The 25,579-nt window shown below is 69.4% G+C and carries 24 protein-coding genes; 8 read left to right on the top strand and 16 right to left on the bottom strand.

Going from position 1 to position 25,579, the window contains the following annotated elements:
• Positions 1–57: 57 nt before the first annotated feature.
• A complete protein-coding gene (locus tag L3V85_RS33220) occupies positions 58–2,427 on the top strand; it encodes a DNA polymerase II (protein WP_295185475.1) in 2,370 nt (789 codons plus the stop codon).
• 12 nt (positions 2,428–2,439) lie between these two features.
• Here the strand turns inward: L3V85_RS33220 and L3V85_RS33215 are convergent, their stop codons facing one another.
• Positions 2,440–3,795, bottom strand: a complete 1,356-nt coding sequence (locus L3V85_RS33215; RefSeq protein ID WP_237676817.1) for an LLM class flavin-dependent oxidoreductase — start codon at positions 3,793–3,795, stop codon at positions 2,440–2,442.
• Positions 3,796–4,010: 215 nt separating this feature from the next.
• On the opposite strand from L3V85_RS33215, the gene L3V85_RS33210 reads away from it, so the two are divergent.
• From L3V85_RS33210 to L3V85_RS33190, 5 genes are read left to right on the top strand one after another with little or no spacing between them, the layout of a single operon-like run.
• Positions 4,011–5,429 (top strand): NtaA/DmoA family FMN-dependent monooxygenase, encoded by a 1,419-nt coding sequence (locus L3V85_RS33210; RefSeq protein WP_237676816.1) that lies wholly within the window; start codon positions 4,011–4,013, stop codon positions 5,427–5,429.
• Positions 5,419–6,213 (top strand): ABC transporter permease, encoded by a 795-nt coding sequence (locus tag L3V85_RS33205; RefSeq protein WP_237676815.1) that lies wholly within the window; start codon positions 5,419–5,421, stop codon positions 6,211–6,213. Before L3V85_RS33210 ends, L3V85_RS33205 begins: the two co-directional genes overlap by 11 nt.
• Before the next feature lie 49 nt (positions 6,214–6,262).
• Positions 6,263–7,288: an ABC transporter substrate-binding protein gene (locus L3V85_RS33200; RefSeq protein WP_237676814.1), complete on the top strand. Its 1,026-nt coding sequence runs from the start codon at positions 6,263–6,265 to the stop codon at positions 7,286–7,288.
• A 15-nt stretch (positions 7,289–7,303) separates the two neighbouring features.
• Positions 7,304–8,077, top strand: coding sequence for an ABC transporter ATP-binding protein (locus L3V85_RS33195; RefSeq protein ID WP_237676813.1), 774 nt, complete (start codon positions 7,304–7,306; stop codon positions 8,075–8,077).
• Positions 8,064–8,339, top strand: a complete 276-nt coding sequence (locus L3V85_RS33190) for a LysR family transcriptional regulator (RefSeq protein ID WP_237676812.1) — start codon at positions 8,064–8,066, stop codon at positions 8,337–8,339. Before L3V85_RS33195 ends, L3V85_RS33190 begins: the two co-directional genes overlap by 14 nt.
• Positions 8,340–8,445: 106 nt before the next feature.
• Here L3V85_RS33190 and L3V85_RS33185 read toward each other — a convergent pair whose 3' ends face one another.
• Complete coding sequence (locus L3V85_RS33185) at positions 8,446–8,772, bottom strand: hypothetical protein (RefSeq protein ID WP_237676811.1); 327 nt, start codon at positions 8,770–8,772, stop codon at positions 8,446–8,448.
• A gap of 225 nt (positions 8,773–8,997) precedes the next feature.
• Between L3V85_RS33185 and L3V85_RS33180 the strand changes: the two genes are divergently transcribed.
• A complete protein-coding gene (locus tag L3V85_RS33180) occupies positions 8,998–9,195 on the top strand; it encodes a hypothetical protein (RefSeq protein ID WP_237676810.1) in 198 nt (65 codons plus the stop codon).
• Between the two features lie 28 nt (positions 9,196–9,223).
• Here the strand turns inward: L3V85_RS33180 and L3V85_RS33175 are convergent, their stop codons facing one another.
• A complete protein-coding gene (locus tag L3V85_RS33175) occupies positions 9,224–9,811 on the bottom strand; it encodes a DUF308 domain-containing protein (RefSeq protein ID WP_237676809.1) in 588 nt (195 codons plus the stop codon).
• Positions 9,812–9,987: 176 nt separating this feature from the next.
• Between L3V85_RS33175 and L3V85_RS33170 the strand changes: the two genes are divergently transcribed.
• The gene (locus tag L3V85_RS33170) at positions 9,988–11,460 is read left to right on the top strand and encodes an HD domain-containing phosphohydrolase (protein ID WP_237676808.1); all 1,473 of its coding nucleotides are present in this window, start codon (positions 9,988–9,990) and stop codon (positions 11,458–11,460) included.
• Between the two features lie 7 nt (positions 11,461–11,467).
• Here L3V85_RS33170 and L3V85_RS33165 read toward each other — a convergent pair whose 3' ends face one another.
• From L3V85_RS33165 to L3V85_RS33105, 13 genes are all read right to left on the bottom strand, one after another.
• Positions 11,468–12,340 (bottom strand): ABC transporter ATP-binding protein, encoded by an 873-nt coding sequence (locus tag L3V85_RS33165; protein WP_237676807.1) that lies wholly within the window; start codon positions 12,338–12,340, stop codon positions 11,468–11,470.
• Between the two features lie 17 nt (positions 12,341–12,357).
• On the bottom strand, positions 12,358–13,173 hold the full coding sequence (locus L3V85_RS33160) for an ABC transporter permease (RefSeq protein ID WP_237676806.1): 816 nt from the start codon (positions 13,171–13,173) through the stop codon (positions 12,358–12,360).
• Complete coding sequence (locus L3V85_RS33155; RefSeq protein ID WP_237676805.1) at positions 13,170–14,018, bottom strand: ABC transporter permease; 849 nt, start codon at positions 14,016–14,018, stop codon at positions 13,170–13,172. Before L3V85_RS33155 ends, L3V85_RS33160 begins: the two co-directional genes overlap by 4 nt.
• Positions 14,019–14,034: 16 nt before the next feature.
• Entirely contained in the window at positions 14,035–15,117 is a 1,083-nt protein-coding gene (locus tag L3V85_RS33150; RefSeq protein ID WP_237680701.1) for an ABC transporter substrate-binding protein, read from the bottom strand.
• Positions 15,118–15,125: 8 nt separating this feature from the next.
• Positions 15,126–16,643, bottom strand: coding sequence for an amidohydrolase family protein (locus tag L3V85_RS33145; RefSeq protein WP_237676804.1), 1,518 nt, complete (start codon positions 16,641–16,643; stop codon positions 15,126–15,128).
• A 97-nt stretch (positions 16,644–16,740) separates the two neighbouring features.
• Positions 16,741–17,577, bottom strand: coding sequence for an ATP-binding cassette domain-containing protein (locus tag L3V85_RS33140; protein WP_237676803.1), 837 nt, complete (start codon positions 17,575–17,577; stop codon positions 16,741–16,743).
• Positions 17,578–17,587: 10 nt separating this feature from the next.
• Positions 17,588–18,439 (bottom strand): NADPH-dependent oxidoreductase, encoded by an 852-nt coding sequence (locus L3V85_RS33135; protein WP_237676802.1) that lies wholly within the window; start codon positions 18,437–18,439, stop codon positions 17,588–17,590.
• Positions 18,436–19,449, bottom strand: coding sequence for an ABC transporter ATP-binding protein (locus L3V85_RS33130; protein ID WP_237676801.1), 1,014 nt, complete (start codon positions 19,447–19,449; stop codon positions 18,436–18,438). The genes L3V85_RS33135 and L3V85_RS33130 overlap by 4 nt, the downstream gene beginning before the upstream one ends.
• A complete protein-coding gene (locus L3V85_RS33125; protein ID WP_237676800.1) occupies positions 19,446–20,288 on the bottom strand; it encodes an ABC transporter permease in 843 nt (280 codons plus the stop codon). Before L3V85_RS33125 ends, L3V85_RS33130 begins: the two co-directional genes overlap by 4 nt.
• The gene (locus L3V85_RS33120) at positions 20,285–21,322 is read right to left on the bottom strand and encodes an ABC transporter permease (protein WP_237676799.1); all 1,038 of its coding nucleotides are present in this window, start codon (positions 21,320–21,322) and stop codon (positions 20,285–20,287) included. The genes L3V85_RS33125 and L3V85_RS33120 overlap by 4 nt, the downstream gene beginning before the upstream one ends.
• Positions 21,319–22,917, bottom strand: coding sequence for an ABC transporter substrate-binding protein (locus L3V85_RS33115; RefSeq protein WP_237676798.1), 1,599 nt, complete (start codon positions 22,915–22,917; stop codon positions 21,319–21,321). Before L3V85_RS33115 ends, L3V85_RS33120 begins: the two co-directional genes overlap by 4 nt.
• A gap of 59 nt (positions 22,918–22,976) precedes the next feature.
• On the bottom strand, positions 22,977–24,158 hold the full coding sequence (locus tag L3V85_RS33110) for an SfnB family sulfur acquisition oxidoreductase (RefSeq protein WP_237676797.1): 1,182 nt from the start codon (positions 24,156–24,158) through the stop codon (positions 22,977–22,979).
• Positions 24,155–25,525 carry an LLM class flavin-dependent oxidoreductase gene (locus L3V85_RS33105; RefSeq protein ID WP_237676796.1) on the bottom strand — a complete coding sequence of 457 codons (1,371 nt, stop codon included), beginning with the start codon at positions 25,523–25,525 and terminating at the stop codon, positions 24,155–24,157. Before L3V85_RS33105 ends, L3V85_RS33110 begins: the two co-directional genes overlap by 4 nt.
• Between the last annotated feature and the right edge of the window lie 54 nt (positions 25,526–25,579).

Here is a 25,579-nt window from a genome sequence, read left to right as displayed (position 1 = left end):
AGAGAATCGGGCGTGCCCGCACCTGCCCCTACGCTTTCCCCGATTCTCCCGGCTCCCGTGGCGCCCTCCCTCCAGGGCTTCATCCTCACTCGCCATTGGCGAGACGCGTCGTCGGGCACCGAAATCGAATATTGGCTGGCCACGGATGAGGGACCGAGGAAGGCGGTTCTGAGGTCCCAGACCTCGGTCGCATTCGTGGAGTCCCGTCACCGGCCGGCGCTGGAGGCGCAACTTGCGGCCATGCCGGGAATGCAGGTCCGTGAGCTTGAATTGAAGACCTTCAATTGCCAGCCAGTCGTCGGGGTCTATGCGAAGCACTACCGCCAATTGGGCCGCCTGACGCGAGCCCTGCAGCCGCAGGGCGTTCCCGTGCTCGAAGCCGACGTGCGCCCGCACGACCGCTACCTGATGGAGCGGTTCATTACCGCTGGCGTGACGGTGGAAGAGGGCCGCGCGGACGGCGCGACCATCGTCGACTGCAGGCTCAAGCCCGCGCCCGAATTCCGGCCGGTGCTGAAAATGGTGTCGCTGGACATCGAGACGAGCCAGGACGAGGCGCTTTATTCGATCGCATTGGACGGCTTGCAGGATCGTGTCGTCTTCATGCTCGGTGAAGCACCGCCCGGGCCGGGTGAGCCCATGGATTTCTCGCTGGTCTACTGCCCGACCCGCAAAGCCATGGTGGAAAGCTTGAACGACTGGTTCGAGAGGAACGACCCAGACGTCGTCATCGGCTGGAACGTCATTCAGTTCGACTTGCGCGTACTCCAGAAGACCGCCAACGACTGTGGAATGCAGCTGCTGCTGGGACGGGAGCGCCGGCCCATCGAATGGCGGACCCATCCGGGCAAGCAGGGCTACCTGTTCGCACCCACGCCGGGCCGGGTGATCATCGATGGCATCGACGCGCTCAAGGCCGCGATGTGGAGCTTTCCTTCGTTCAGTCTCGAAACTGTTTCGCAAGCATTGCTGGGCGAGGGGAAGGCCATCGGTGACGAATACGACAAGATGGCCGAGATCGAGCGGCGCTACCAGGAAGACAAGCCGGCGCTCGCCCTCTACAACATCCGGGACTGCGAACTGGTCCTGCGGATCTTCGACAAGGCGAAGCTGCTGCAGTTCGTGATGGAGCGGGCCCAGACCACGGGCCTTCAGGCCGATCACTTCGGCGGCTCCATTGCCGCGTTCAGTCACCACTATCTTCCGCGGATGCATCGCCTGGGCTATGTGGCGCCGAACGTGGGCGAGATTGCGAGCAAGGCCTTCCCCGGTGGCTACGTGATGGACTCGAAACCGGGGTTCTACGACTCGGTCGTGGTCCTGGACTACAAGAGCCTCTACCCCTCGATCATCCGGACCTTCCTTGTCGACCCCGTGGGCCTCGTGGAAGGTACCCACGCCGGCGATCCGGCCATGGTCGTCAAGGGTCCGCAGGGGACTGTTTTCTCGCGCGAGCGGCACTGCCTGCCGGAAATCGTGACCACGCTCTGGCGCGCCCGCGACGAGGCCAAGCGCGTCGGGAACGAGCCGTTGTCCCAGGCGCTGAAGCTGCTCATGAACTCCTTCGCCGGCGTGCTGGGCGCGGCCGATTGCCGCTTCTTCAATCCCAAGCTGGTTTCCGCCGTCACCCTTCGCGGCCACGAGATGATGAAGCTCACGCGCGAGTTCGTGCAGAGCCGGGGCTACGAGGTGATCTATGGAGACACCGACTCCATCTTCGTCTGGCTCAAGCGAACCCACACCAACGAGGAAGCGCACGCTGTCGCGGCCAACCTGGTGAGGGACATCAACGACTGGTGGACGGGCTCCCTTCGCGACGAGCAGGGGCTGGACAATTTTCTCGAGATCGAGTTCGACACCCACTACAGGAAATTCTTCATGCCCACCATCCGTGGCTCGGATGTGGGCAGCAAGAAGCGCTACGCCGGCCTCAGCGTGGACGCCAAAGGCAAGGAGGAAATGGTCTACCGCGGCCTGGAGATGGCCCGCAGCGACTGGACTCCGCTGGCGCGCCAGTTCCAGGAGGGCCTGCTTTCGCGCATCTTCCAGGGCGAGCCCTACAAGGAATTCGTGAGCGACTATGCGCAATCGACGCTGGCCGGCGAAAAGGATGACCTGCTGATCTACAGGAAGCGCCTGCGCCATCGGCTCGATGCCTACCTGGTCAACGTGCCGCCGCAGGTCCGTGCCGCACGCATCGCCGACGAGTACAACGCCCGCATAGGGCGTCCGATGCAGTATCAGAGCGGTGGCTGGATTCGGTATGTCATGACCCGGAACGGGCCGGAGCCGCTCGAGACGCGCCATTCCCGCATCGACTACGAGCACTATCTGAGCAAGCAGCTCCAACCGATTGCCGACGCGATTCTCCAGCCCGTGGGGGAGAGCTTCACGGCCTTGACGACCGCGCAGCAACACTTGTTCTAGCGCAGTGTCCGCCTAGGCGGCAGCAGCCGCCGCCTCGCGGCGGCGCGGATGCAACGGCCGCTGCAAACCCAGGTGCTCGCGCAGCGTGCGGCCTTCGTATTCGGTGCGGAACAGTCCGCGCCGCCGCAGCTCCGGCAGCACCAGTTCGATGAAGTCGTCCAGCCCGCCCGGGAACCATGGCGACATGATGTTGAAGCCGTCCGCGCCGCCTTCCTCGAACCACTGCTGCAGCTGGTCTGCGATGCTCGACGGCGTGCCGACCACCTGTTGGTGGCCGCGTGCGCCGGCGATGCGCAGGTAGAGGTCGCGGATGCTCAGGTTCTCCCGGCGCGCCAGGTCGAGCAGCAGCCGCTGCCGGCTCTTCGGCCCGTTGGTCTCGGGCAGGTCCGGCAATGGGCCGTCCACCGGCAGGCCCGAGAGGTCGAAGCCGCCGATCACGCTCGACAGCAGCGACACGCCCACCACCGGGTGCACCAGGTCCTGCAGCTGCGCGAACTTCTCCTCCGCCTCGGCCTGCGTGCGGCCCACCACCGGGAAGATGCCCGGCATGATCTTCACGCCGTCGGGGTCGCGGTCGTAGGCGCGCACGCGGTCCTTGATGTCGCGGTAGAAGCTCTGTGCTTCCTCGAAGGTCTGGTGCGCCACGAAGATCACTTCCGCCGTGCGCGCCGCGAGGTCGCGCCCGGCCTCCGAGGCGCCCGCCTGCACCACCACCGGCCGCCCCTGCGGCGAGCGCGACACGTTGAGCGGGCCACGCACGGAGAAATGCGTGCCCTTGTGGTCGAGCACGTGCAGCTTGTCCTCGGCGAAGTATTGGCCGCTGGCCTTGTCGCGCACGAAGCTGTCGTCCTCCCAGCTGTCCCAAAGGCCCGTCACCACGTCGTGGAATTCCGCCGCGCGCTCGTAGCGCAACGCATGCTCGAAGTGCTCTTCGCGGTTGAAGTTCTGCGCTTCGCCCACGCCGCTGGAGGTCACCAGGTTCCAGCCCGAGCGCCCGCCGCTGATCTGGTCGAGCGACGCGAACTTGCGCGCGACATTGAAAGGCTCGTTGAAGCTGGTCGACACCGTGGCGATGAGGCCGATGCGCTCGGTCACCGCGGCCAGCGCCGCCAGCAGGGTGAGCGGCTCGAAGTGGTCGCTGCGCGCGGTGCGCGACAGCGAGGGCAGGTTGCTGCTGCGGATGCCGACCGAGTCGGCCAGGAAGATCGCGTCGAACTTCGCGGCCTCGGCCTTCTGCGCCAGTGCCACGTAGTGGCGGAAGTTGCTGCCGGCATCGGCCTGCGCCCCCGGGTGGCGCCAAGCGGCAATGTGGTGGCCCGTCTGCATGAGGAAGGCGCCGAGCTTGAACTGGCGTGTCGATGAGGCCATGGGGAACTGTGCGAGTAAGGGGGCCTCAGCGTAGGTGCGCCGCCCGGCCGCCGAAAGAAGGCTTTCGCGTTTGCTTAGGCGCCGCCCGCATAGCAGACAGACGGGCGTGTCGATCAAATGAGAAAACCTCATATCGAAGCGCGCAAATCTGATTTCCGCGCAGGCCGCGCGGCGGTGAAAACTCGAGGGTTTCCCTTCACCACCGACCCTTCCGGATGCCGAGCACTCCCCGCATTTCCCCTTCACCGCGCCAGCTTCACTTCGGCATCTTCCTGTTCTCCATCGGCTACCACCCCGGCGCCTGGCGCCTGCCCGGTGTCGACCCGAAGGCCTCGCACGACCCCGCCTTCATCGCGTCGATCGCGCGCAAGGCCGAAGACGCCAAGTTCGACTTCTTCTTCCTCGGCGACGCGCTCGCCACCAGCGCCGAGCAGCAGTACGTGTTCCCGTCGCAGACGGTGCGGCTGGAGCCCTTCACCATGATCGGCTACGTGGCCGCGCATACGCAGCGCATCGGCCTGATCGCCACCGCCAACACCACCTACGCCGACCCGTACCACATCGCGCGCCAGACCGCCTCGCTCGACCACCTGAGCGGCGGCCGACTCGCATGGAACGTGGTCACCGGCGCCGACGAGCGCGCCGCGAAGAACTTCAGCCGCGACCACCACTGGGACAACAGCCGCCGGTACGACTACGCGGAAGAACTGGTGGACGTGGTCTCGCAGCTGTGGGACTCGTGGGAAGACGGCGCGCTGCTCGGCGACCAGGCCGCCGGCCTGCTGGTCGACCCCGCCAAGCTGCACCCCATCGAGCATGAGGGCAGCTTCTTTCGCGTGAAGGGGCCGCTGAACGTGGCGCGACCGCCGCAGGGCCAGATCCCGCTGGTCAACGCGGGCACCTCGCCGCGTTCGCGCGCCTTCGGCGCCGCCCGTTCGACGGTGGTCTTCGCCGGTGTGCCGACCTTCGAGGCCGCACAGGGTTTCTACAGCGAGATCAAGGCCGGCGCCGTGGCCAGTGGCCGCCGTGCGGAAGACGTGTCGGTGCTGCCGGGGCTGGTGCCCTACATCGGGCGCACCAGCGAGGAAGCCTATGCGCTCTACCAGCGCCTGAGCGCGCTGATCGCCGCCAGGCTCGACACCGCCGCGCTCGAGCGCGAGCTGCGCGTGCCGCTGGCCGGACTGGGCGGCGACGACCTGTTCCCGGCCTTCGACGAGGCCGACCCCGCGCTGGCGCTGGCGCGCCACTTCATCACGCAGGCGCGCAAGCTCAACCGCACCGAGTCACCGACGGTGCGCCATGTCTTCGAATACGCCATCGCGCGCGGGCGCGGCCACTTCCTGGCCATCGGCAGCGCCGAGGAGGTGGCCGACACCATCCAGCATTGGTTCGAGAACGGCGCGGCCGACGGCTTCAACGTCTGCCCGCCGCACCTGCCCGCCGGGCTGGACGACTTCATCGAACTGGTGCTCCCGATCCTTCGCGCGCGCGGCCTGTTCCGGGACGAGTACACCGGCCGCACGTTCGCCGCGCACTTCGGGGGTGCCTTAAAGCCGGCCAACCGCTTCGAGGGCGCGCGCACGGCGCAGGCCGAGTTCGGCCGGATCACCGAAACCCATCACCGTGTCGTTTGAGCGCGGGCCGCGGCCGGGTCGGGTCGCGCGGGGCTGGGGCGTTGTTGCCGCGCAGGTCGCGGCGGCGCTCGCGCTGCTTGCCGCCTGGGAAGGCGCGGTGCGTGCCGGCGCGGTGAGTGCGCTTTACCTGCCCGCGCCAAGCGCCATCTTCGAGAGCTTCGTGCCGATGCTCATGCGGGGCCAGTTGCTGCACCACACGGGCGTCACGCTGGCCGAGTTCGCGGTGGGCTATGCCGCGGCGGTGGTCGCCGGCATCGGCTTCGGCGTGCTGCTGGTGCTCACGCCTGCGGCGGAACGCTTCGCGCAGCCCTTCGTCGCCGCGCTGATGTCGGTGCCCAAGGTGGCGATCGTGCCGCTGCTGGCGCTGTGGCTGGGCATCGGCTTCAGCCACAAGGTGGCCATCGTCTTCCTGTTCTCGGTGTTCCAGATCCTCTACAGCACCATCGCCGGCATCAAGCAGACGCGCCGCGAGCACCTGAAGGTGGCGCGCGCGTTCCGAGCGTCGACGCTGCAGACCGTGTGGAAGGTGATCCTGCCTTCGGCTGTACCCACCATCTTCGCGGCGCTGCGCGTCTCGGCCTCGGTGGGGCTGGTCGGCGCGCTGTTCGCCGAGATGCTGTCGTCCAAGGAAGGGCTGGGCAACCTCATCACGCGTTCGACCGCCTCGCTCGACACGGCCGAGACCTTCGCGCTGATCGTGCTGGTCACCGTGCTGGCGGTGGCCATGATCGCCGCGCTCGACCTGCTGGAGCGCCTGCTCTTCCTGCGCTGGCGGCCCGCCTGAGGCCGCGCGCATCCGTTCTTCGCTTTCTTTTTTTCCTCAACGCAGATCCATGAACTCCACCGCTTCCTTCGCTCCCGCGCGCCGAACCCGATGGGCGCGCCTTGCCGCCTTCGGCGTGGCGGCCGCCATCCTCGCCGCGTGCTCGCGCACCGAGCCCGTGCCCGCCCCTGCACCGGCCGCGGAAGCGGCCCAGAAGGTGCGTTACGCCGGCTATCCGGGCGTGACCGGCCTGGGCGTGCAGTTGGGCATCGAAAAGGGCTTCTTCAAGGACGAAGGCCTGGCGCTCGAATTCATCAACACGCAGGACGCGGTTTCGGGCCTGGCAAGCGGCGACATCGACATCGCCGACTGGAACACCACCGGTGCCATCGTCGCGGCCGGCAAGGGCGTGCCGCTGACCATCGTCGCGTCGATGTTCCGCCATGTCGGGCCGTTCTACCTGGTCGGCGCGCCTGATGTCGCCTCGGTCTCGGCGCTCAAGGGCAAGACGGTGGGCGCCGCCGCCTTCGGCACCGGCCTGGACGTGTACGCGCGCACCATCCTTTCGAAGGAGGGCGTGCCGCTGGACAGCGTTTCCTTCGTGGCCAACGGCGTCAACGCCGCCGCGCTTGCCACGGTCGAGAACGGATCCGTCAGCGCCACCATCATCCACGAGCCTTTCGCCTCGCTGGCCGAGGCGAGCGGCAAGGGCAAGGTGCTGGCCGCGGGCTACGACTACCTGCCGCGCTTTCACACCGGGGTGATCGTCGCTAACAACAAGTTCATCGCCAGCTCCCCGCGACTGCTCGAGAAGTTCCTGCGCGCCTACTTCCGGTCGAACGAATACGCCAAGGCGCACCTGGACGAGTACAAGGCCTTCTATGCCAAGCGCCTGAGTGTCGACCCGAAGGTGGTCGATGCCGCCGTGCGGCGCGAACTGCCGATCTGGGCGAACGACCCGAAGGTGTCGCTCGACGAGGTGCAGGAAACGCAGCAGGTGCAGCTCGCGCTCGGCTTCCAGAAGGAGATCTACGACGCCGCGAAATTCGTCAACCTCGCGTTCGTCCCGAAGGGCGCGGCGTCGCCCGCGCCCTGAACGCAAGCGGCATCCATGGCGGAGTTCGTTCTCGAATCATTGGGCAAGACCTTCGGGGGCGACGTGCCCGTCACTGCACTCGAAGGCGTGAACCTGCGCGTGCGCGCCGGCGAGTTCGTCTGCCTGCTGGGCGCGAGTGGCTGCGGCAAGAGCACGCTGCTGGACATCCTCGCGGGCCTGGAGCGCCCGAGCAGCGGCACGGCGCTGTTCGACGGGCGGCCCATCGCGGGGCCTGAACCGCGCCGCGGCCTGGTGTTCCAGGATCCGGCGCTGTTTCCGTGGCGCACCATCGCGCAGAACGTGGGCTTCGGTCCCGAGCTGCGCGGGCTGGGGCGCCGCGAGCGCCGTGCGCGCGCCGTCGCGAGCCTGGCGCGCGTGGGCCTTGCTGGCTTCGAGGACGCCTACCCGCACCAGCTCTCCGGCGGCATGCGCCAGCGCGCGGGCATCGCGAGGGCGCTGGCCAACGATCCCGAGGTGCTGCTGATGGACGAACCCTTCGGCGCCGTCGATCACCTCACGCGCATCGCGCTGCAGGAAGACCTGTTGCGGCTGTGGGAGCGCGAGCGGCGAACGATCGTCTTCGTGACGCACGATGTGGGCGAAGCGGTGTTCCTGGCCGATCGCGTGGTGCTGATGTCGCCGCGGCCGGGGCGCATCCACCGGATCTTCGACGTGGCGGTGCCGCGGCCGAGGGTGCGGGGGCAGAAGGCGCTGATCGAGGTCGAGGCGGCGGTGTACGAGGCCATTCATGGCATCGCGCCGCCGGATGCGTGCCATGTTCAGCATTGAACTGGTCGAGGCGCTGCGCGAGGTCGCGCACCATGGCAACCTGACGCGCGCGGCGCGTGCCATGCGGCTGTCGAAGTCGACCATCAGCAAGTACATCACCGAACTCGAGACGCAGGTGGGCGTGCAGTTGCTGCACCGGAGCACGCGCGTGGTGCTCGTCACCGACGCGGGGCGGCATCTGCTCGAACGCAGCACGGCGCTGGTGGACCTGGCGAACCGCATCCAGTCCGAGTTGGATGCGCATGCGCGCTCGCCGACCTGACCGGCGTCAGGTCTTGCGCGCTCATTCCGTTCACGCGTGGTGATCGTGCTGCTGATCCTGCTGGTGAGCTTGGTGCAGTTCGTGGGCGAATCGCTGGCGCGGCGGCTCACGCGCTGAGGTGGCCGGCGCCCGCCGTGTCCTGCCCGCGCGCCGCGATCCAGGCCAGGCATTGCTCGCGCAGCAGGTCGATGGAGGCGAGTGCGTTGGCCTGCGGCTCGAAGATCGGGAGTTCGCAGTGCGGTTGGCCGTGGCAGTGGATCTCGGCGGCGCCGCAGAACATCTCCCGGGTGCGCGCGAGCCGGTAATGGATACGCCAGCCGCCGGGGTGGTCTTCGGGCTCGAACGTCGCAGCGGTGGCCGCCGCCGGCGAGACGATCGAGGGGCGTCGTGCGAGGGCTGGGCGTGGACGCAAGGGCGGAACCAGGACGGTCATGGGCGGGAGTTTCTCTCTGTCTTTTCAGCGGATGGGCGGCCGGAAAAATGTATCGGGCATGCCGGGCGCCTCATGTCGGAGGGCATCCCGACATGGAGGCTTAGGGCCTGGCCCTCGCGCCGCGTCATCCCGCCGCTACAACTGGTTTCAACGTCGTCTGACAGCGCCGGCCTCGGCCCCGCCGCATCCTCTGCGCCATCAACAGGAGCCGTGAGAGAGAAGACGATGCCCAAGAAACAAGACCCCAAATCCACCGCGCACCCGCTGCGCGGAGAGTTCTGGCTTTTGATTGCCGTGTTCACCTGCATCGCCACGCTGGCGCTGCTGCAAATGGCCGTGGAACGCGAGCGGTCGTTGATCAAGGGCGGCGGCAAGGCAGACGCCGTGCTGCTGTCGAGCTCACCGGGGTTCTACGCCCGGTAAAAAGCAGGACTTGGCGGCGGCCGCCCGCTCAAGCGGCAGCGCTGCTGTCGCGGCTCGTCTCGCGTCGGTTTCGCAGCAGGACGATCAGCCCGGACAGCAGGAAGTACGTCGCGCCAATGGCTGCGTAGCCCACCAGTGTCTGCAGCGTGGGCATCCCGGTGCCCTGGCGCGACAGGAAGAAGCCGCCGGCCAGCGCCGACTGCGCCCCGCTCAGCATCATGACCCACTGTCCGCGGTTGTCCTTGCGGCGGCGGATGGCCGTGGCCAGCTGCAGGATTCCGGCCACGACGGCCCAGGTCCCGAAGATCGCGAGCGTGACCTCCCAGCGCGACACCAGCGCGCCCGCGACCGCGAGCGTGACCAGCGCACTGATCCAGATGTTGAGTCTCTGCGTGGGGTTGGCGCCGGTGCCCCCGGTCATCCGGGCGTCCAGCATGTTCGCGAGCGCATCCCAGGCGGGATAAACGACCAGCAACAGCGCGGCGAGCGCGCCGGATCGCCCGGCGGCGGTCAGCGCGATGGCGACCCAGGCGAAGGAGAACGCGGCGCGGGCGAAGTAGTAGTTGCGCAGCCAGATCGCTCTGGGCGTGGTGGCGGTGGTGGTGACGTGTGACATGAGGAGGGCGGCGCAGGCCGCGGAAAGTTCGGTGTGGAAAGTGGTTGGCGCCCGCCGGGCGGCAGGCCTGCGGCGATTCTTTCCGGGCGGGCCGGCGGCCGGTATCCGTCGGATGACCGACACCGGCGGCCGTCCGGCTGTGCGATGCTGCATCCCGCCGCATCGACCTTCCTGCCATGTCCGACGACACGACCATCACCGTTTTCGACGCCGTTCGCGCGCTGGCCTTCATCGGCGACCTGAGCATGGGCCAGCCGACCGATCATTCATTGCGCACGGCCTGGCTCGCCCAGCAGATCGCGGAGCGCGCCGGTTGCGGCGCGCCGCAGGTCGAGGTCGTGCGGCATGTTGCGCTGCTGCGATGGTCGGGCTGCACGGCCAATGCCCAGGCGTTCTCCGACTTCCTGGAGGACGATGTGCAGGGCCGGCGCCTGCTGCTCGCGTCGCGCGCGCCCCGCATGCGCCAGCCGAATCCCCATGCGCCACTGCCCGACGCGGTGCTGGCCATGGCCCGGATTCATTGCGAGATCGCCGGCGACCTTGCGCAAACCCTCGGGCTGGGCGCGGACACCGAAGCGGCCCTGCGCGCGGTGTTCGAGGCCTACGACGGCAATGGCGTCCCGGGTGTGCTGCAGGGCGGGCAGGTGCCGCTCGCGACCTGCATCGTGGCGCTGGCGAGCGACCTGGAGATTTTCGGCCGGCTGTACGGGGTGGAGGAGGCGCTCGCGCTGGCCCGCGGACGCGCGGACAGCCTGTATCCCGCCTTCCTGGTCGACGCGAGCGCTCCCTGCGCGGCCGCCTGGACGTCGGCCCTGGATGCGCCCGTCGCGCCATGGATGCAGGCCACAGATCAGCCTGCGTCGATGTCGCGGCCCATCGGGCTGGAACTCGTGGGCGACGTGATCGACCTCAAGCTGGCCTGGATGACGGGGTACTCGCGCCGGGTGGCCCGGCTGGCGCGCGACAGCGCCGTGCATTTGGGACTGGACGCCGCGGCCTGCCGCCGGACGTACAGGGCCGGGTTGATCCACGGCATCGGCCGCGCATCGGTTCCCAACACCGTCTGGAACACGCCCGAGCCGCTGCCTGCCGCCTCACTCGAGCGCGTGCGCCTCGTGCCGTACTGGACCTCGCGCGCCGCCGGGCAGATCGATGGCCTCGCGGCCGAGGCGGAGATCGCGTCCTTCGCCTTCGAGCGGCGCGACGGCTCCGGCCACTTCCGCGGCCGTTCCGGAGCGGCGATGCCGCTGGAAGGGCAGGTCGTCGCCGCCGCCGAGCAGTGGGTCTCGCTGAGCACACGCCGCCCGTGGCGCGCCGGGCTCGGCGAGGCGCAGGCGCTCGAGCGGATGAAGGCCGATGCCGACGCGGGCCGCTTCGATCCCGAGGTGGTCGCGGCGCTGTGCGCATCCATACTGCACGGCACGCCTTCGAAGGCCGCCGCGCCACCACAGGCCGAGCCAGCGCTCTCGCCGCGCGAACTCGAGGTCCTGCGCTGCATCGGACGGGGCGACAACACCAAGGAGGTGGCGCGCGCGCTGGGCATCAGCCCGAGCACGGTGCGCACGCATGTGGAGCGGCTGTTCCAGAAGCTGGAATGCACGACCCGCGCGGCTGCCACGCTGAAGGCTGTGACCCGGGGGTGGATCTAGCCCGTGTTCACCAGGCCAGCTGCAGGCCGGGCGCCAGGCCCGGCACGGGCAGGTCGCCGTGCGGCCTGGGCGAGGCTGGCGTAGCCGGCGGCTCGACGCCGCTGTCGATGAAGTCGCCCAGCACGTCGTCGCGCAGGCGGATGAATTCAGGGTCGCTGCGATTGCGCGGATGCGGCAGGTCGATGTTCACGGTGCGGCGGATGCGCCCGGGCGAAGGCTGCATCACCACCACGCGGTCGCCCAGGAACACGGCCTCTTCCACGTCGTGCGTTACCAGCAGCATGGTGATGCGTTCCTTCTGCCAGATGCGCTGCAGCTCGTTCTGCAGCCGCGAGCGGGTGAGCGCGTCGAGCGCGCCGAAGGGCTCGTCCAGCAGCAACACGCGTGGCCGGTTCACCAGCCCGCGCGCAATGGCCACGCGCTGCGCCATGCCGCCGGAAATCTGGTGCGGCCAGGAGCGCTCGAAGCCTTCGAGGCCCACCAGCGCCACGTGCTCGGCCACCAGCTCGGCCTTCTCGCGCGTGGTGTACGGCGCATTGCGCAAACCCACCGCGATGTTCTGCGCCACCGTGAGCCAGGGGAAGAGCCGGTGGTCCTGAAACACGATGCCGCGCTCGCGCCCCGTGCCCGAGATGGGCTGGCCGCCCAGCAGGATCTGCCCTTCGTACTGGGTGTCCAGCCCGAGGATGAGCCGCAGCAGCGTCGACTTGCCGCAGCCGCTCGCGCCCACGATGCTCACGAAGCGGCCTTCAGGCACGTGCAGGTCGATGCCCTCGAGCACCTGCAACTCGCCGCCCTTGGCCTGCGCATGGGTGTAGCGCTTGCCCAGGCCGCGGATGTCGAGTTCGTTGGAGGTCCGTGGTTTCAGGAGATTGCTCATGGGGTCTCAGGGGTTCATCAGGTTGCGCGGCCGGTCCAGCGCGCCAGGCGGCGTTCGAGCGCGCGGGCCGAGGCGTTCATCAGCCAGCCGACCGTGCCGATCACGACCATGCCGAAGATCACCAGGTCCATCTGGAAATGCTCGCTGCCCTCGATCAGTGTGTTGCCGATGCCCTTGCCGGACACCAGCAGGTATTCGGCGCCGATGGTCGCGAGCCACGAATAGATGAGCGCGAGGTACACGCCCGTGAAGATGGCGGGCAACGCGGCCGGCAGCACCACCTGCGTGACCGTCTGCCAGCGCGTGAAGCCGTAGACCCGCGCCACTTCCAGCAGGCCGGGCGGCACGGTGCGGATGCCGTCGCAGGTGTTCACCACCACCGGCACCAGCGCGGCCAGCGACAGGAACACCACCTTCGCCACGTCGCCCAGGCCGAACCACACCGAGATGAGCGGAATCCACGCGAACAGCGAGATCTGCTTGAAGGTGTTGAAGCTGGGCCCCACGATGCGGTTGAAAAGCGGCGACAACCCCAGCAGCGCACCCAGCACCAGGCCCGACGCGGTGCCGATCGTGAAGCCCGTGGCTTCGCGCGCGAGGCTCGCGCTCAGCGCACGCCAGAGCCGCCCGCTTGCCACCTGCTCGGCCGCGGTGTCGAACACCTTGGCCGGCGACACCAGCAGCGCCGAGTTGGCGATGTCCAGCGATGACAGCAGCCACCACAGCGCCAGTGCCGTCACCGGCAAGACGAGGCCGCGCCAGCGGCTGCCTTCGGCAGGGCGCAGCGGTTGCACGGCCGCCAGCTCGGCGGCATCCCTCGCGATGCCGCTCATCGCGCACCTCCGGGGCGGCGGCGGTTCGCCGCGGTCTCAAGGCGATCGAGCAGCCGGTCGATCGCATAGCCGATGGCGCCCACCACGATCACCGCCGCCATCACCAGGTCGAGCTGGAACAGCTGACGGCCGTAGACGATGAGGTAGCCCAGCCCTTCGCTCGACGCCACCAGTTCGACCACCACCAGCGACAGCCAGGCCTTGGTGAAACCCAGCCGCACGCCGGTGAAGAGCGTGGGCACGGCGTGCGGCAGCACGATCTCCATCACCTGCTGGCGGCGGCTGTAGCCATACACCTGGCCGACCTCGCGCAGCGCCACCGGCGTCTGGCGGAAACCCTGCAGCGTGTTGAGCGCCACCGGCACCAGCGCGGCCTTGGCGATGAGAATGTATTTGAGCGGCTCGCCGATGCCCACGATCAGCAGCACGAACGGCAGCCACGCCAGCACCGGGATCTGCACCAGCGCATTGAAGGTCGGCAGCACATAGGCCTCGAAGCGGTGCGACAGGCCCATGGCCGAACCCAGCGCCAGCCCCAGCAGCGTGCCGGCGATGAAGCCCACGCCCACGCGCGTGAAACTGGTGCTCACATGCAGCCACAGGTCGCCGCTGGTGGCCAGGTCGCGCAGCGTGTCCCACACGAACTGCGGCGGCGGCAGCACCTGCGCGGAGATCCAGCCCCGGTCGGCGCCGGCGAACCACAGCGCCACCAGCGCGACGGGCAGCAGCCAGGGGAGGGCAGCGTCTGTCGCCCGTGCCGCAATGCGGCGCCAGGGCAGCGGGGCGCGCGTCGGGGCAGGGTCCTGGCGCTGCAGGACCGCCCTCAGTTCGGCTTCGGCGCTCATGGACGAAACAACGGGCTCATCGCGCCGCGACCGATTGCCCCGCCTTCGGCTGCCCCTTGGCGTCGTAGGCGGTCCAGTAGTTCTCCAGGCCCTGCTTCTTCAGTGCTGCTTTCAGATAGTGCGTGTCGAACCAGTCGTCGATCGACACCTCGCGGCGAATCAGCTTGAGCTTGAGCGCATCGGCCACCACGGCCTTGTAGCGTGCGACGATGAAGTCGTCGACCAGCGGCGAGTTGCGAATCGCCAGCGGCTGCTGGTCGAACTCGGCCGCCCACGAGGCCACCGGCGTGCCGCTGCGTGCCCAGAGGCGAAACAGCTCGTCGCGGTTCTTCTCCTCGGAGGACCAGTGCGCCGCGCGCACGAACACGTCGACCACGCGCTGCACTTCGGCGGGGTTGGCCTGCTCGAACTCGCTGCGCACGAGCAGCGAGGCCTGGCGCGTCAGGGCCGGGTCCTTGCCCTGCGTGGAATACACCACCTTGGCCAGGCCGGAATCGCGCACCTTGAACCACTCGTAGCCGCCGAAGGCCGCATCCACGCCGTTGGACACCAGCGCGGCCTGCGCGCTGCCCGCGTCCAGGTTCACGCCCTTGATGTCGCGCTCCGTCAGGCCGCTTTCGGCCAGCACGTTGATGGCGACCAGATGCCCGTTGGTGCCGCGGAAGATCGACACGTTGCGGCCCTTCAGGTCCTTGACCGACTGGATGTCCGACTTGGGTGGCGCCACCAGGTAGAGGTTGTTGCGCGCACCGCTGACCATCAGCAGCTTGGTCTTCAGCCCGTTGGAGCGCCCGACGATCTGCGGCAGGTCGCCCTGGTAGGCGAAGTCGATCTGCTTGTTCGACAGCGCCTCGTTCACCGCGGGCCCCGCGCCCTTGAAGAACAGCCATTCGATCTTGATTCCCGAGGACTTGAACTCCTCTTCCAGCCAGCTGTTGGTCCGAGCCACACCGCCGGGGGAGCCGCCGAAGGTGAGCGGATCGCCGCCGCCGGCGGAGGCCACGCCGATGCGGATGGTGTCCGGCGCCGCATGGGCCGACGCGGCCAGGGCCAGACCCAATGCGGCAGCCCACAGGCGCAAGTAACGCAGGTACTTCATGCCTGATTTCATTTGGCTTCCTTCAGCGCGAGCTTGCGGCCCACCTCCGTGCCTTCGAAGAAGCGCGGGTTGGCCTCGGTGTAGAAGCGGTGCGGATTGCCGAACACGAACGACTTGAAGTCCGCCGCAGAGATCACGCCTTGCTGCACCAGGTCCCAGGTCTCGGCCAGCGGCTCGGTGAATTCAGGCACGTCCCAGTGGCCCACGTCGGACGACCAGATCGCGTTGATCTTCACGCCCAGCGGGTTGACCTTGTCGTTGAAGGCCGCAGCCACCGTGCGGTCGTCGGCTTCGGAACCGAAGTAGAAGTTGTTCACCCAGCGGTCGCGGATGTCTTCCACTTTCTCGATCCCGGCCAGTGCGAAGTCGTCGATCTCCGATTCGTTCGGCTCGCGGCTGTGCGGCAACGCCGAGATGCCCAGGCTGTCGCGCAGCAGCGTACGCTTGTCGAGCGTGCGGCCCTTGACGAAGTCGCCGCCGTAGCGCTCGAAGAGCGAGGCCAGCAGCTCGATGTCGGCCTCGGCCGGGTCGTAGTTGCGCACTGCATGCCTGTTGCGCTTTTCCCAGCGGTCCACCAGGTGCGTGTACACATGCGATCCCCAGTCGGCGCCGCCTTCCAGCAGGCCCACGCGCAGGCCCGGGAAGCGGCGCGTCACACCGCCGAAGAACAGTGCCTTGGCAAAGGCCTGCGAACCGTCGGCGAAGTGGCCGATGTGGTTGTTCATGTAGTTGCTGATCGACTGCCGGCCGGTCCAGCCCTGGCTGCCGTAGTGCGTGGTCACCGGCACGCCGAGTTCCACCACCTTGGCCCAGAAGGGGTCGTAGTCGTGCTCGCTGTCGATGCCGTAGAAGTCGATGTAGCCGACCTGCTTGGCGATGTCGGGGTGCTCCGCGGCCGGGTACTTGTCGGCGATGGCGCGGATCGGACGGCGCACGCCGCCGGCGATGTTGATCACTTTCAGCCCCAGCGTTTTCACCGCGAACTCCAGCTCCTCGATGCCCTCCTGCGGCGTATGCAGCGGAATGCCCGCCACCGGCGTCAGCCGGTCGGCATAGGGGCGGTACTGGTCGGCGTGGAAATGGTTGATGGCGCGGTGCAGCGGCTGGCGGTACTCGCTGCCGGCCGCGGCGGGCGAGAGCACGTCGTTGGGAAAGAGGATCGAATAGTCCGAGCCCTGCTCGCCCAGTCGCTCGTGCAGCAGCGCGGGCAGCGTGTAGGTGGCCAGGTCGTAGGTGTTGCGCGTCACGCGGGCCCACCAGGGCGCGCGCAGCGTGCGGTGGAACTGGCGCTCTTCGGCGCTTTGCTGGTACCAGTCCTTGCCGCCGCCGTTGCGCGTGACGAAGCGGCCGCCCAGCGCCTTGCGCAGCGCATCGACGAGCTTGTTGCCGCCGTACTGCGCCACGTAGTCCTCCAGCACGGGAGCGAAGTCGTTGACGTGGACATCCGTATCGATCACGGGATGGTCGAGGCCGGCCTTGACGGCGGCGGAGCGCGAAGCGTGCACGCGGTTCAAACGATCGTTCATCTGCGGTTCCTTGGGTGGGGAAAGGAACGCCGCAGGCTACGCGCGGCCCGCGCGCTTGCCAAAGAAGGCTTTGGCTGTTGCTTAGGCAAAGCTCGCATTAGGGGAAAAATGCCGAAGGCCGGTCCGGAAAGCGCGGGATGGCGGCCACCAGCGCCGCCGTGTAGGCATGGGCGGGCCGGTCGAGCAGTTCGCCCGCCGGGCCCTGGTCGACGATGCGGCCCTCGCGCATCACCAGCACGCGCTCGCACAGCAGCCGCACCACGCCCAGGTCATGCGAGACGAACACGATGGCCAGGCCCAGTTCGCGCCGCAGCCGGTCGAGCAGGGCCAGCACGCCGGCCTGCACCGACACATCGAGCGCGGCCGTGGGTTCGTCGAGGATCAGCAGTTCCGGCCCCGGCCCCAGCGCGCGCGCGATGCCCACGCGTGCGGCCTGTCCGCCGGAGAGTTCGTGCGGGCGGCGCTGCAGCAGGTCGGGACCCAGCTGAACGCGTTGCGCCATCTCGAGCACGCGGGAGCGCACCGCGCCGGCATCCAGGCCCATCAGGCCGCGGATCGGAGCGGCGATCGCATCGAAGGCGGTGCCGCGGGGATCCAGGCTGTCGTGCGGGTCCTGGAACACCATCTGCACGCGGCGGCGCCACGGTGCCCGCGCGGCGCTCGCCGCCGGGTGGCCTGCCAGGTCGGTGCCGTCGAACACGATGCGCCCCGACACCGGGTCACTCAGCCGCGCCAGCAGCGACACCAGCGTCGACTTGCCGCAGCCCGATTCACCGACCAGGCCCAGTGCCTCGCCGCGCGCGAGCGTGAAGCTCACCCCGTCGACCGCCTGCAGCCAGCGCTTTCGCTTCACGAGGCCGCCGAAGGCGGGCACGCCCGCCAGCGCGTGGCGCGCCACCAGGTCCTGGACTTGCAGCAAAGGCAGCTCGGCCATGGCGATGCGTTCAGCGCAGCCCGATGTGCTGCGCCTGCAGCGCCTCCACCAGCCGGTGGCGGCCGCGCAGCTGTTCGGGTCCGCGCAGGCGGGCCAACGAATGCTCGCTCCAGCGCGCAACGGGCATGCCTTGCGCGGCATAGAACGACTGCATGGTGGCGTCGTAGCGCTGCACATGCCGCTGTGCCTCGGGCCGCGCGTAGCGCTCGCGCGACAGCACGGCGGCTTGCGGCAGGCGCGGCTTGATCGCCGCGGGGCGGGCCGCGTCGGGCCGGCCGACGCACAGGCCGACCACCGCGAAGACGCCGGGCGGCAGCCCCAGTTCTTCCGCGACCCGTTCCGGCTGATTCCGGATGGCGCCCAGGTACACCGTGCCCAGACCGAGCGACTGCGCGGCGACGACGGCGTTCTGCGCGGCCAGCACCGCATCGATGACGCCCATGAGCGAGGAGTCGAGGTAGTCCGCGCCCTCGACCGGCACCTGCGCCTGCTGCGCCAGGCCGCGCAGCCGCGCAAGGTCGGCAAGCCACACCAGCACCAGCGGTGCATCGCGCACGTGGTCCTGGCCGCCCGCGAGCTCGGCCAGGCGCGCCTTGCGCGCGGGGTCCTGCACGGCGACCACGCTCCAGGTCTGCAGGTTCGACGAACTGGGCGCCGACTGCGCCGCGGCGATCAACCACTCGAGCGTGCCTTCGTCGAGCGGCGCGGGATCGAAGGCGCGCACCGAGCGGTGCGCGAGCAGGCTCTGCAGTACGGGGTTGGGCGTGGCCGGCGCCGAAGGCGCGATGCCTTCACCGTAGCGTGCGTGCCAGAGGCCGGCAAAGCCATGGTCGGTGTCAGGGGGCGTGTGGGAAGCGGTCATGCGGCGATGGGGAGCGATGGATGAATGACTTGCACCGGGTGCCAGCACGACAGCGCGTGCTGTGTGCCGAAGCGCGTTTTGGGCGGGGCTTGCGAGCGGCAGCGTGCGTCGGCTTTGTCGCACCGTTCGGCGAAGCGGCAGGCGGGCAGGTCGGTGCGCGTGAGATCGGGCACGGTGCCGTCCACGCTGCGCAGCGCGTCGAGCGTGGCGGCCGATTGCGGCGTGGCGCGCAGCAGCTGCCGCGTGTACGGGTGCGCCGCGCCGTCGCGCAGCCCGGCGCAGGGCAGCGTCTCCACCAACTGCCCCGCGTGCATGACCGCGATGCGCGCGCAACGCTGGGCTGCCAGCGCCAGGTCGTGGGTGATCAGCAGCGTGGCCAGGTGCTGCTCGCGCGCGAGCCCGGCGACAAGGTCGAGCACGCGGGCCTGCGTGCTCACGTCCAGGCCGGTGGTGGGCTCGTCCGCGATCAGCAGCTCGGGCTCGCCGGCCAGTGCCAGCGCGATCATCACGCGCTGGCACTGGCCGCCGGAGAGTTCGTGCGCATGGGCCTTGAAGCGGCGGCCCGGCTCGCTCAGGCCCACGCGCTCGATCCACGCGAGCGCTTCCAGGCGCGCCGCGCCGGCCGTCAGGCCCCGGTGTACCCGCAGCACCTGCTGCAGCTGGTCGCCCACGGTGCGCAGCGGATGCAGCGCGCGCCGCGGGCTCTGGAACACGAAGCCGATGCGGCGCCCGCGCAGCCCCTGCCATGCGGCGGCGTTGGGCGCGCCCTGGCCGTCCAGCAGGTCACGGCCCTGGAAACGCAGCCGCCGCGCCCGCATCTGCGCGCGCGCATCGAGCAGGCCGGCCAGCGCGAGCGCGGTGACCGACTTGCCCGAGCCGCTCTCGCCGACCAGTCCCAGCGTTTCACCGGTGTGCAGGGTGAAGCTGACGTTGTCGAGCACGTTCACCAGGCCCGAGGGCGTTTGAAAGCGCAGGCTCAGGCTCTCGGCCTCCATCAGCGGCGTGCTCATGCCTGGGCTGCCTCCGCGGCGCCGCGCGGATCGAGCAGGTCGCGCAGCGCATCGCCCAGCAGCGTGAAGCAGCCCACGGCCGCGAACAGCGCCAGTCCCGGGAAGAAGGCGAGCCACCATTGGCCGGTGATGATGTAGGGCGCCCCCTCGCTCACGAGCACGCCCCATTCCGCCGTCGGCGGCCGCACGCCCAGCCCGATGAAGGACAGTCCGGCGCCATTGAGCAATGCCCAGCCCAGGTTGATCGACCCCTGCACCGCCAGCATCGGCAGCACGTGCGGCAGCAGCACGCCGAAGAGCAGGCGCGGCGCGGTCGCGCCGCCCAGGCGCGCGGCCAGCACATAGCCTGCGTTGCGCCGCACGCCCACTTCGCTGCGTGCCAGCCGGATGTAGAAGGGCAGGTTGATCAGCGCCGTGGCGTAGACGATGTTGGCGACGCTGTTGCCCCATGCCGCGACCAGCGCCATGGCAACCACGAACAGCGGGAACGCCATCAGCACGTCGACCAGCCGGCCGATCCAGCGGTCGATGCGCCCGCCGACGAAACCGCACCAGGCGCCCAGCGCGCTGCCCAGCAGCAGGGAAAGCACCACCGCGCCGGCCGCCATGCCCAGGTCGAGCCGGGTGGCAACGAGCACGCGCGAGAGCAGGTCGCGGCCCAGCGCGTCGGTGCCGAACCAGTGCGCGGCCCCGGGCGGCTGCAGGCGATTCAGTACGTCGGTGGCTAGCGGATCGAAGGGCGCCAGCGCCGGGCCGAGCAGCGCGGCGGCGAGAAACAGCGCCAGCAGCAGCAGGCCCGTGGCGGCGCCTGCGCCGATGCGGGGGCGGCGCGCCGTCATGCCTGGCTCCCCGCGCGCGGATCGATCCGGCCATGCAGCAGGTCGACGCCCAGGTTCACACCCACGAACAGCAGCGCCACCAGCAGCACGAAGCCCTGCAGCGGCGCGTGGTCGGAGGCCAGCAGCGCATCGAGCGCATAGCTGCCGATGCCGGGCCAGGCGAACACTTTCTCGATCACCACGTTGGCGCTGAGCATGTAAGAAAACACCATGCCCGCGCCCGTGACCACCGGCAGCAGCGCCAGGTGCAGCGCGCTCGCCAGCACCGCGCGGCGCGGCAGCCCGAGCGCGCGCGCCGTGCGCACCGGGTCGCTGCGCAGCACGCCGAGCAGCGACGCGCGCATGAGCCGCGCCAGCGGCGCGAGCGAGAAGAGCGCCATGGCCACCGCCGGCAGCAGCAGCCGGCCGGCGGCCGAGGCAAAGGCGTCTGCGCGGCCGGCCAGCAAGGAATCCACCAGCAGGAAGCCGGTGACTGCGGGCGGCGGCGCGAGCATGGCGTCGATGCGCCCGGTGGGCTCCGGCGCCCACCCCAGCAGGAAGTAGAAGACATACACCAGCAGCAGCGCGATGACGAAGGTCGGCATGCAGCTGCCGCCGACCGTGAGCAGCGTGCAGGCGCGGTCCCAGATCGAGCGCGGCCGAAGCGCCGCGGCTGCACCCAGTGGCAGCGCCACCGCCAGCGTGAGCGTGAAGGCGACGAAGGTCAGCTCGAGCGTGGCGGGCAGGCGCTGGCGCAGGTCGGTCCACACGGGCTGCCCCGTGGTGTGCGACTGCCCCCAGTCGCCCTGCGCGAGCGCCGCGAGGTAGTGCCACAGTTGGACCGGCAGCGGCTGGTCCAGCCCCATGCGCGCCCGGATCTGCGCGATTTCCTCCGGCCCCGCGCTCGGCCCGGAGGCGAGGAACGCGGCCGGGTCGCCCGGCAGCACGTGCGTCAGCAGGAAGGTGAAGACGACCGCGCCCGCCAGCACCGGCAGCGCGGCCAGCATCCGGGCGGCGACGCGGCCCGCGAGGCCGAGGGGGGTGCCCGTGCTCACGCGCGTGTCAGGGGCCGGAAGTCCACCTGCCCGTGGATGTAGTAGGTAAAGCCCTGCAGGTCCGGCTGCAGCGCGGCTTCGAACGAGGGCAGCCACAACGGCACGAGCGGCACCTGCTCGAAGGCGATCTCGATGGCACGCTGGATGGCGCGGTCATATTTGGCGCGGTCGGTTTCCCAGCGCGCCTGGTCGACCAGCTTGGCGAGCTCGTCGTTCTTGAACGAGCCGAAGTTCCAGCGCCAGTCGCCCTGGAAGAAGATGCGGAAGAAGTAGTCGGGGTCGTTGAACCAGGCGGACGAGCTGTCGATGAAGAAGGGCAGTTTTTTCTCGGTCTGCAGCGTGCCCCATTGCGCGCCGGGCACCTTCTCGATGGACAGCTCGATGCCGATCTTGCCCAGCGCTTCCTGGATCAGCAGCGCGGCGGGCTCGGCCAGCGTGGCGTCGCCCACGTTGTAGCTGAAGCTGGTCTTGAAGCCCTTCGCCAGCCCGGCCTGCGCGAGCAGCTCGCGTGCGCGCAGCAGCTGCGTCTCGTACGGGTAGGGTTGAGGAAAGCGGCTGCCGGTGGGCTTGGCCGACCTGGCGCCGTACAGCGGCTCACCGCGCCCCAGGTTGGCGCCGCGCAGCAGCGAGGTGTAGGGCAGTGCATAGGCGATGGCCTGGCGCACGCGCACGTCGTCGAAGGGCTTGGCCTGCGTGTTGAACGCCACGAAGCGAAAGCTCGTGGTCACGGGCACGGAGACGACCTTGGCGCGCGTGGTGTCGGTGAGCGCATCGAGGTCCTTCGGCGGCAGCTGCAGCGCCACGTCGGCATCGCCCTTGAGCAGCGCGGCCACGCGGTTCGAGGCGGAGGGCACGACCTGGAAGACCGCACGGCGCACCTGCGGCAACGCACCGCTCTTCCAGTTGTGAAAGCGCGCGTAGATCACCTGCTGGCCTGGCGTGAGGTTCTCCACGCGGTAGGCGCCGCCGCCGGCCGAATTGGCCTTCACCCATTCGGCGGCCCAGGGATCGGCCGCGGTGGCATGCGCACGGGCGAGCTCGGCGTTGAGCACCGACGCGAAGAACAGCGCCAGGTTGGGCAGCGTGTAGCGGTCGGCGCGCGGCAGGGTGATGCGGAAGGTGTGCGCATCCACCACGCTGAACTGCGAGGGGTTTTCGAGGGAGCCGGTGGCCAGCTGCCGCTTGCTCGCGGGCAGCGACACGGCGCGGTCGAGCGACCACTTGACGTCGCTGGCGGTAACAGGCTTGCCGTCGTGGAAAGTGGCATCGCGGCGCAGCCTGAAGGTCAGCGTGCGGCCGTCGGCCGACTGCTCGAAGCTCTCGGCCAGTTCGCCGCGAAAGCGCCCGTAGTCGTACTTGAACACTCCGGGCGATACCTGCACCCGGTCGAAGTTGATCAGCCGGTCGTACACGTTGGTGAACAGGCCGAGCGATTCGCGGCTTACGCCTTCGCCGTGCGGGTCCTGCGAGTTGGGCGCGCCTTCGGCCAGCACGCGCACGGTTTCCTTGCGCGACTGCGCGAGCGCTGAAAGCGGCAGGCCGAGGCCGGTGGTGGCGATGGCACTGCCCTGCTGAATGAAACGGCGACGGTCCATGGGAAAACTTTCTCTCTGAAGAACTGGTTCGGGGTGATCGAGCAATGCGCGGGGGCCGGTCACAGCGAGGCGTGACGCTGAGGCGTGGCACCGTTGAGCCAGTGGTTGCCGACGGCATGCGGCTTCCAGCGCGCCGGGTCGTGCACGGTGTGCGTGCGTGCATTGCGCCAGTGGCGGTCCAGGTTGTGTTCGGCCAGCGTGGCTTGCGTGCCGCCCAGCTCGATCAGCGTCGTGGCCGCGCGCAACGCGAACTCGGTCGTGACGAACTTGGCCTCGGCCACGGCAATGGATGCCTCCGTCACGCGCTCGGGCGTGCTGTGGTCACGGGCCTCGTCGAGGTAACGGCCGCTGCGCTCTACCAGCGCCTCGGCGGCATGCTGCTGGATGACCAGCTCGCCGAGCTTCGCCAGCGTGAGCGGATCGTCCGCTGCCCGCGACACGCCGCTGTCGGGCCAGGGCCGCGCACGGTCGCGCACCCATGTGCGCAGGTCGGCCATGGCGGCGCGACCGATGCCCAGGTCGATGGCCGCGTGCAGGATCTGTGCAAAGGGACCGTGGATGGTCGGCGGGTCGAACAACTGCGCGCGCGGCAACACCTGCAGCGGCTCGACGGCCACATGCTCGGCCGTCACGGTGCCGCTGGCGGTGGTGCGCTGGCCGAAGCCGCTCCAGTCATCGATCACTTCCAGGCCGGGGGCATTGCGCCGCACGTACACCAGCACCTGGCGGTCTTCCTCGTCCTTGGCCGCCACCGGCACCCAGTGCGCGAACAGCGCGCCGGTGCAGTAGAACTTGCGGCCGTTCAGGCGCAGGCCTTCGGGGCTTCGGCTCAGGCGCGCGGTGACCACCTTGGCATTGGGCGTGCCGCTTTCCGAGACCGCATTGCCGAAGCGCTTGCCCTCCAATGCTTCGCGAAAGAAGAAGTCCTGCTGCGCGGGGCTGCCGATGAGCCGCACCGCATCGACCAGGCAATGATGGTTCTGCGGAATCTGGCCGAGCGCGGGGTCGGCCTCGGAGATCAGCGCGATGACCTCCGCCAGGGTGACGTGCGACACCGCCGCGCCACCGAAGGCGCGCGGCACCGTGATGCCCCACAGGCCGCTGGCCGAGAAGCGATCGACCTCGGCATGCGGCAGCCGGCGCTCGCGGTCGCGCCCGGAGGCGGTCGGCGCGAACTCGGCGGCCAGCGCTCGGGCCACGGTCAGGGCTTCGGCGTCGGTTCTGATCAAGTGGGCGGTCATGGGCGGTTGGTGAACTGTCTGGCCGACTGAACGGCGGGCGGGCGCACGCTCGCGCGCCCGAAGATCTTTTCGCGCCAGCTGCCTTCGGCATAGGCGCGTTTGTGCAGGCCGCGGCGCTGCAACTCCGGCACCACGAGATCGACGAAGTGCTCCAGGCCTTCGGGACTGACGGTGCGCACGAGGTTGAAGCCATCGACGCCCGCCTCGTCGACCCAGGCTTCGATCTCGTCGGCGATCTGCGCGGGCGTGCCGACCACGGGCGTGTGGCGCCCGCCGAGCGGCATCTGCGCGAGCAACTGGCGCACCGTGGGCGCGGCGCCCTGGCGCCGCAGCGAGGCGACCGCGCTCTGGATGGCGTCGGCACTGCCGCCGGTCACCGGGTCGTCCAGGCCGTGGCGCGACAGGTCGGCGCCGATGGCGCTGGAGAACTGCACGAGGCCGGCCTCGGGACGGGCATGGCGGCGGTAGTCGTCGTAGCGTCCGCGGGCCTCGCTTTCGGTGCTGCCGGCCACCACTTGCAAGGTGGTGACGAAGCGCGCGCTCGAGGGATCGCGACCCGCATCGGCCATCGCGGCCTTCAGCTTGCGCACCACGGCGGCGCTCGCCTGCAGGCCCTGGTTGGGCACGAACACCACTTCGGCATGGCGGGCCGCGAACGCGGTGCCGCGCGCGGAGGCACCGGCCTGGAACAGCAGGGGCGTGCGCTGCGGCGACGGCTCGCAGGGGTGCACCGCGTCGAGCCGGTAGTAGGTGCCTTCGTGGCGGATCGGGCGCACCTTCGCGGGGTCGGTGTAGATGCCGCGCGCGCGGTCGGCGATCACCGCGTCGTCGTCCCAGCTCGATTCCCAGAGCTGGTAGACCAGTTGCATGAATTCGTCGGCGCGGTCGTAGCGCTGGTCGTGGCCCGCGGTGGCCGTGTCGCCCCCAGCGCGCGCCGAGCTGTCGAGAAAGCCGGTGACGATGTTCCAGCCGACGCGGCCTTCGCTCAGATGGTCTAGTGTGGACATGCGCCGCGCGAACGCATGCGGCTGCTCGGCCGAGATGGTGGCCGTGATGCCGAAGCCCAGGTGCCGCGTGACGCTCGCCATGGCGCCGACCAGCACCGCGGGGTCGTTGATCGGCAGCTGTATCGCATCGCGCAGGGCCGCGTCGGCGTTGCCGCCCCACACGTCGTACACGCCCGTGACATCAGCGAGGAACAGGCCGTCGAACAGGCCGCGCTCCAGCGTGCGCGCCAGGTCCAGCCAGTAGGGCAGACGTTTGTACTCAGTGGAGCGGTCGCGCGGATGCCGCCACAGGCCGTGGGAAATGTGGCCGACCGTGTTCATGTCGAACGCGTTCAGCAGGATAGGGCGGCGAAAGGCCATGGGTGCCGCGCGCAGGCCGTTGTTGCCGGCCGGCGCGCACGTGGGTGCGGCGTT

Origin of the sequence: Variovorax paradoxus (assembly GCF_022009635.1) — a bacterium.
GTDB lineage: Bacteria > Pseudomonadota > Gammaproteobacteria > Burkholderiales > Burkholderiaceae_C > Variovorax.
This window is presented reverse-complemented; position numbering and strand designations above follow the sequence as displayed.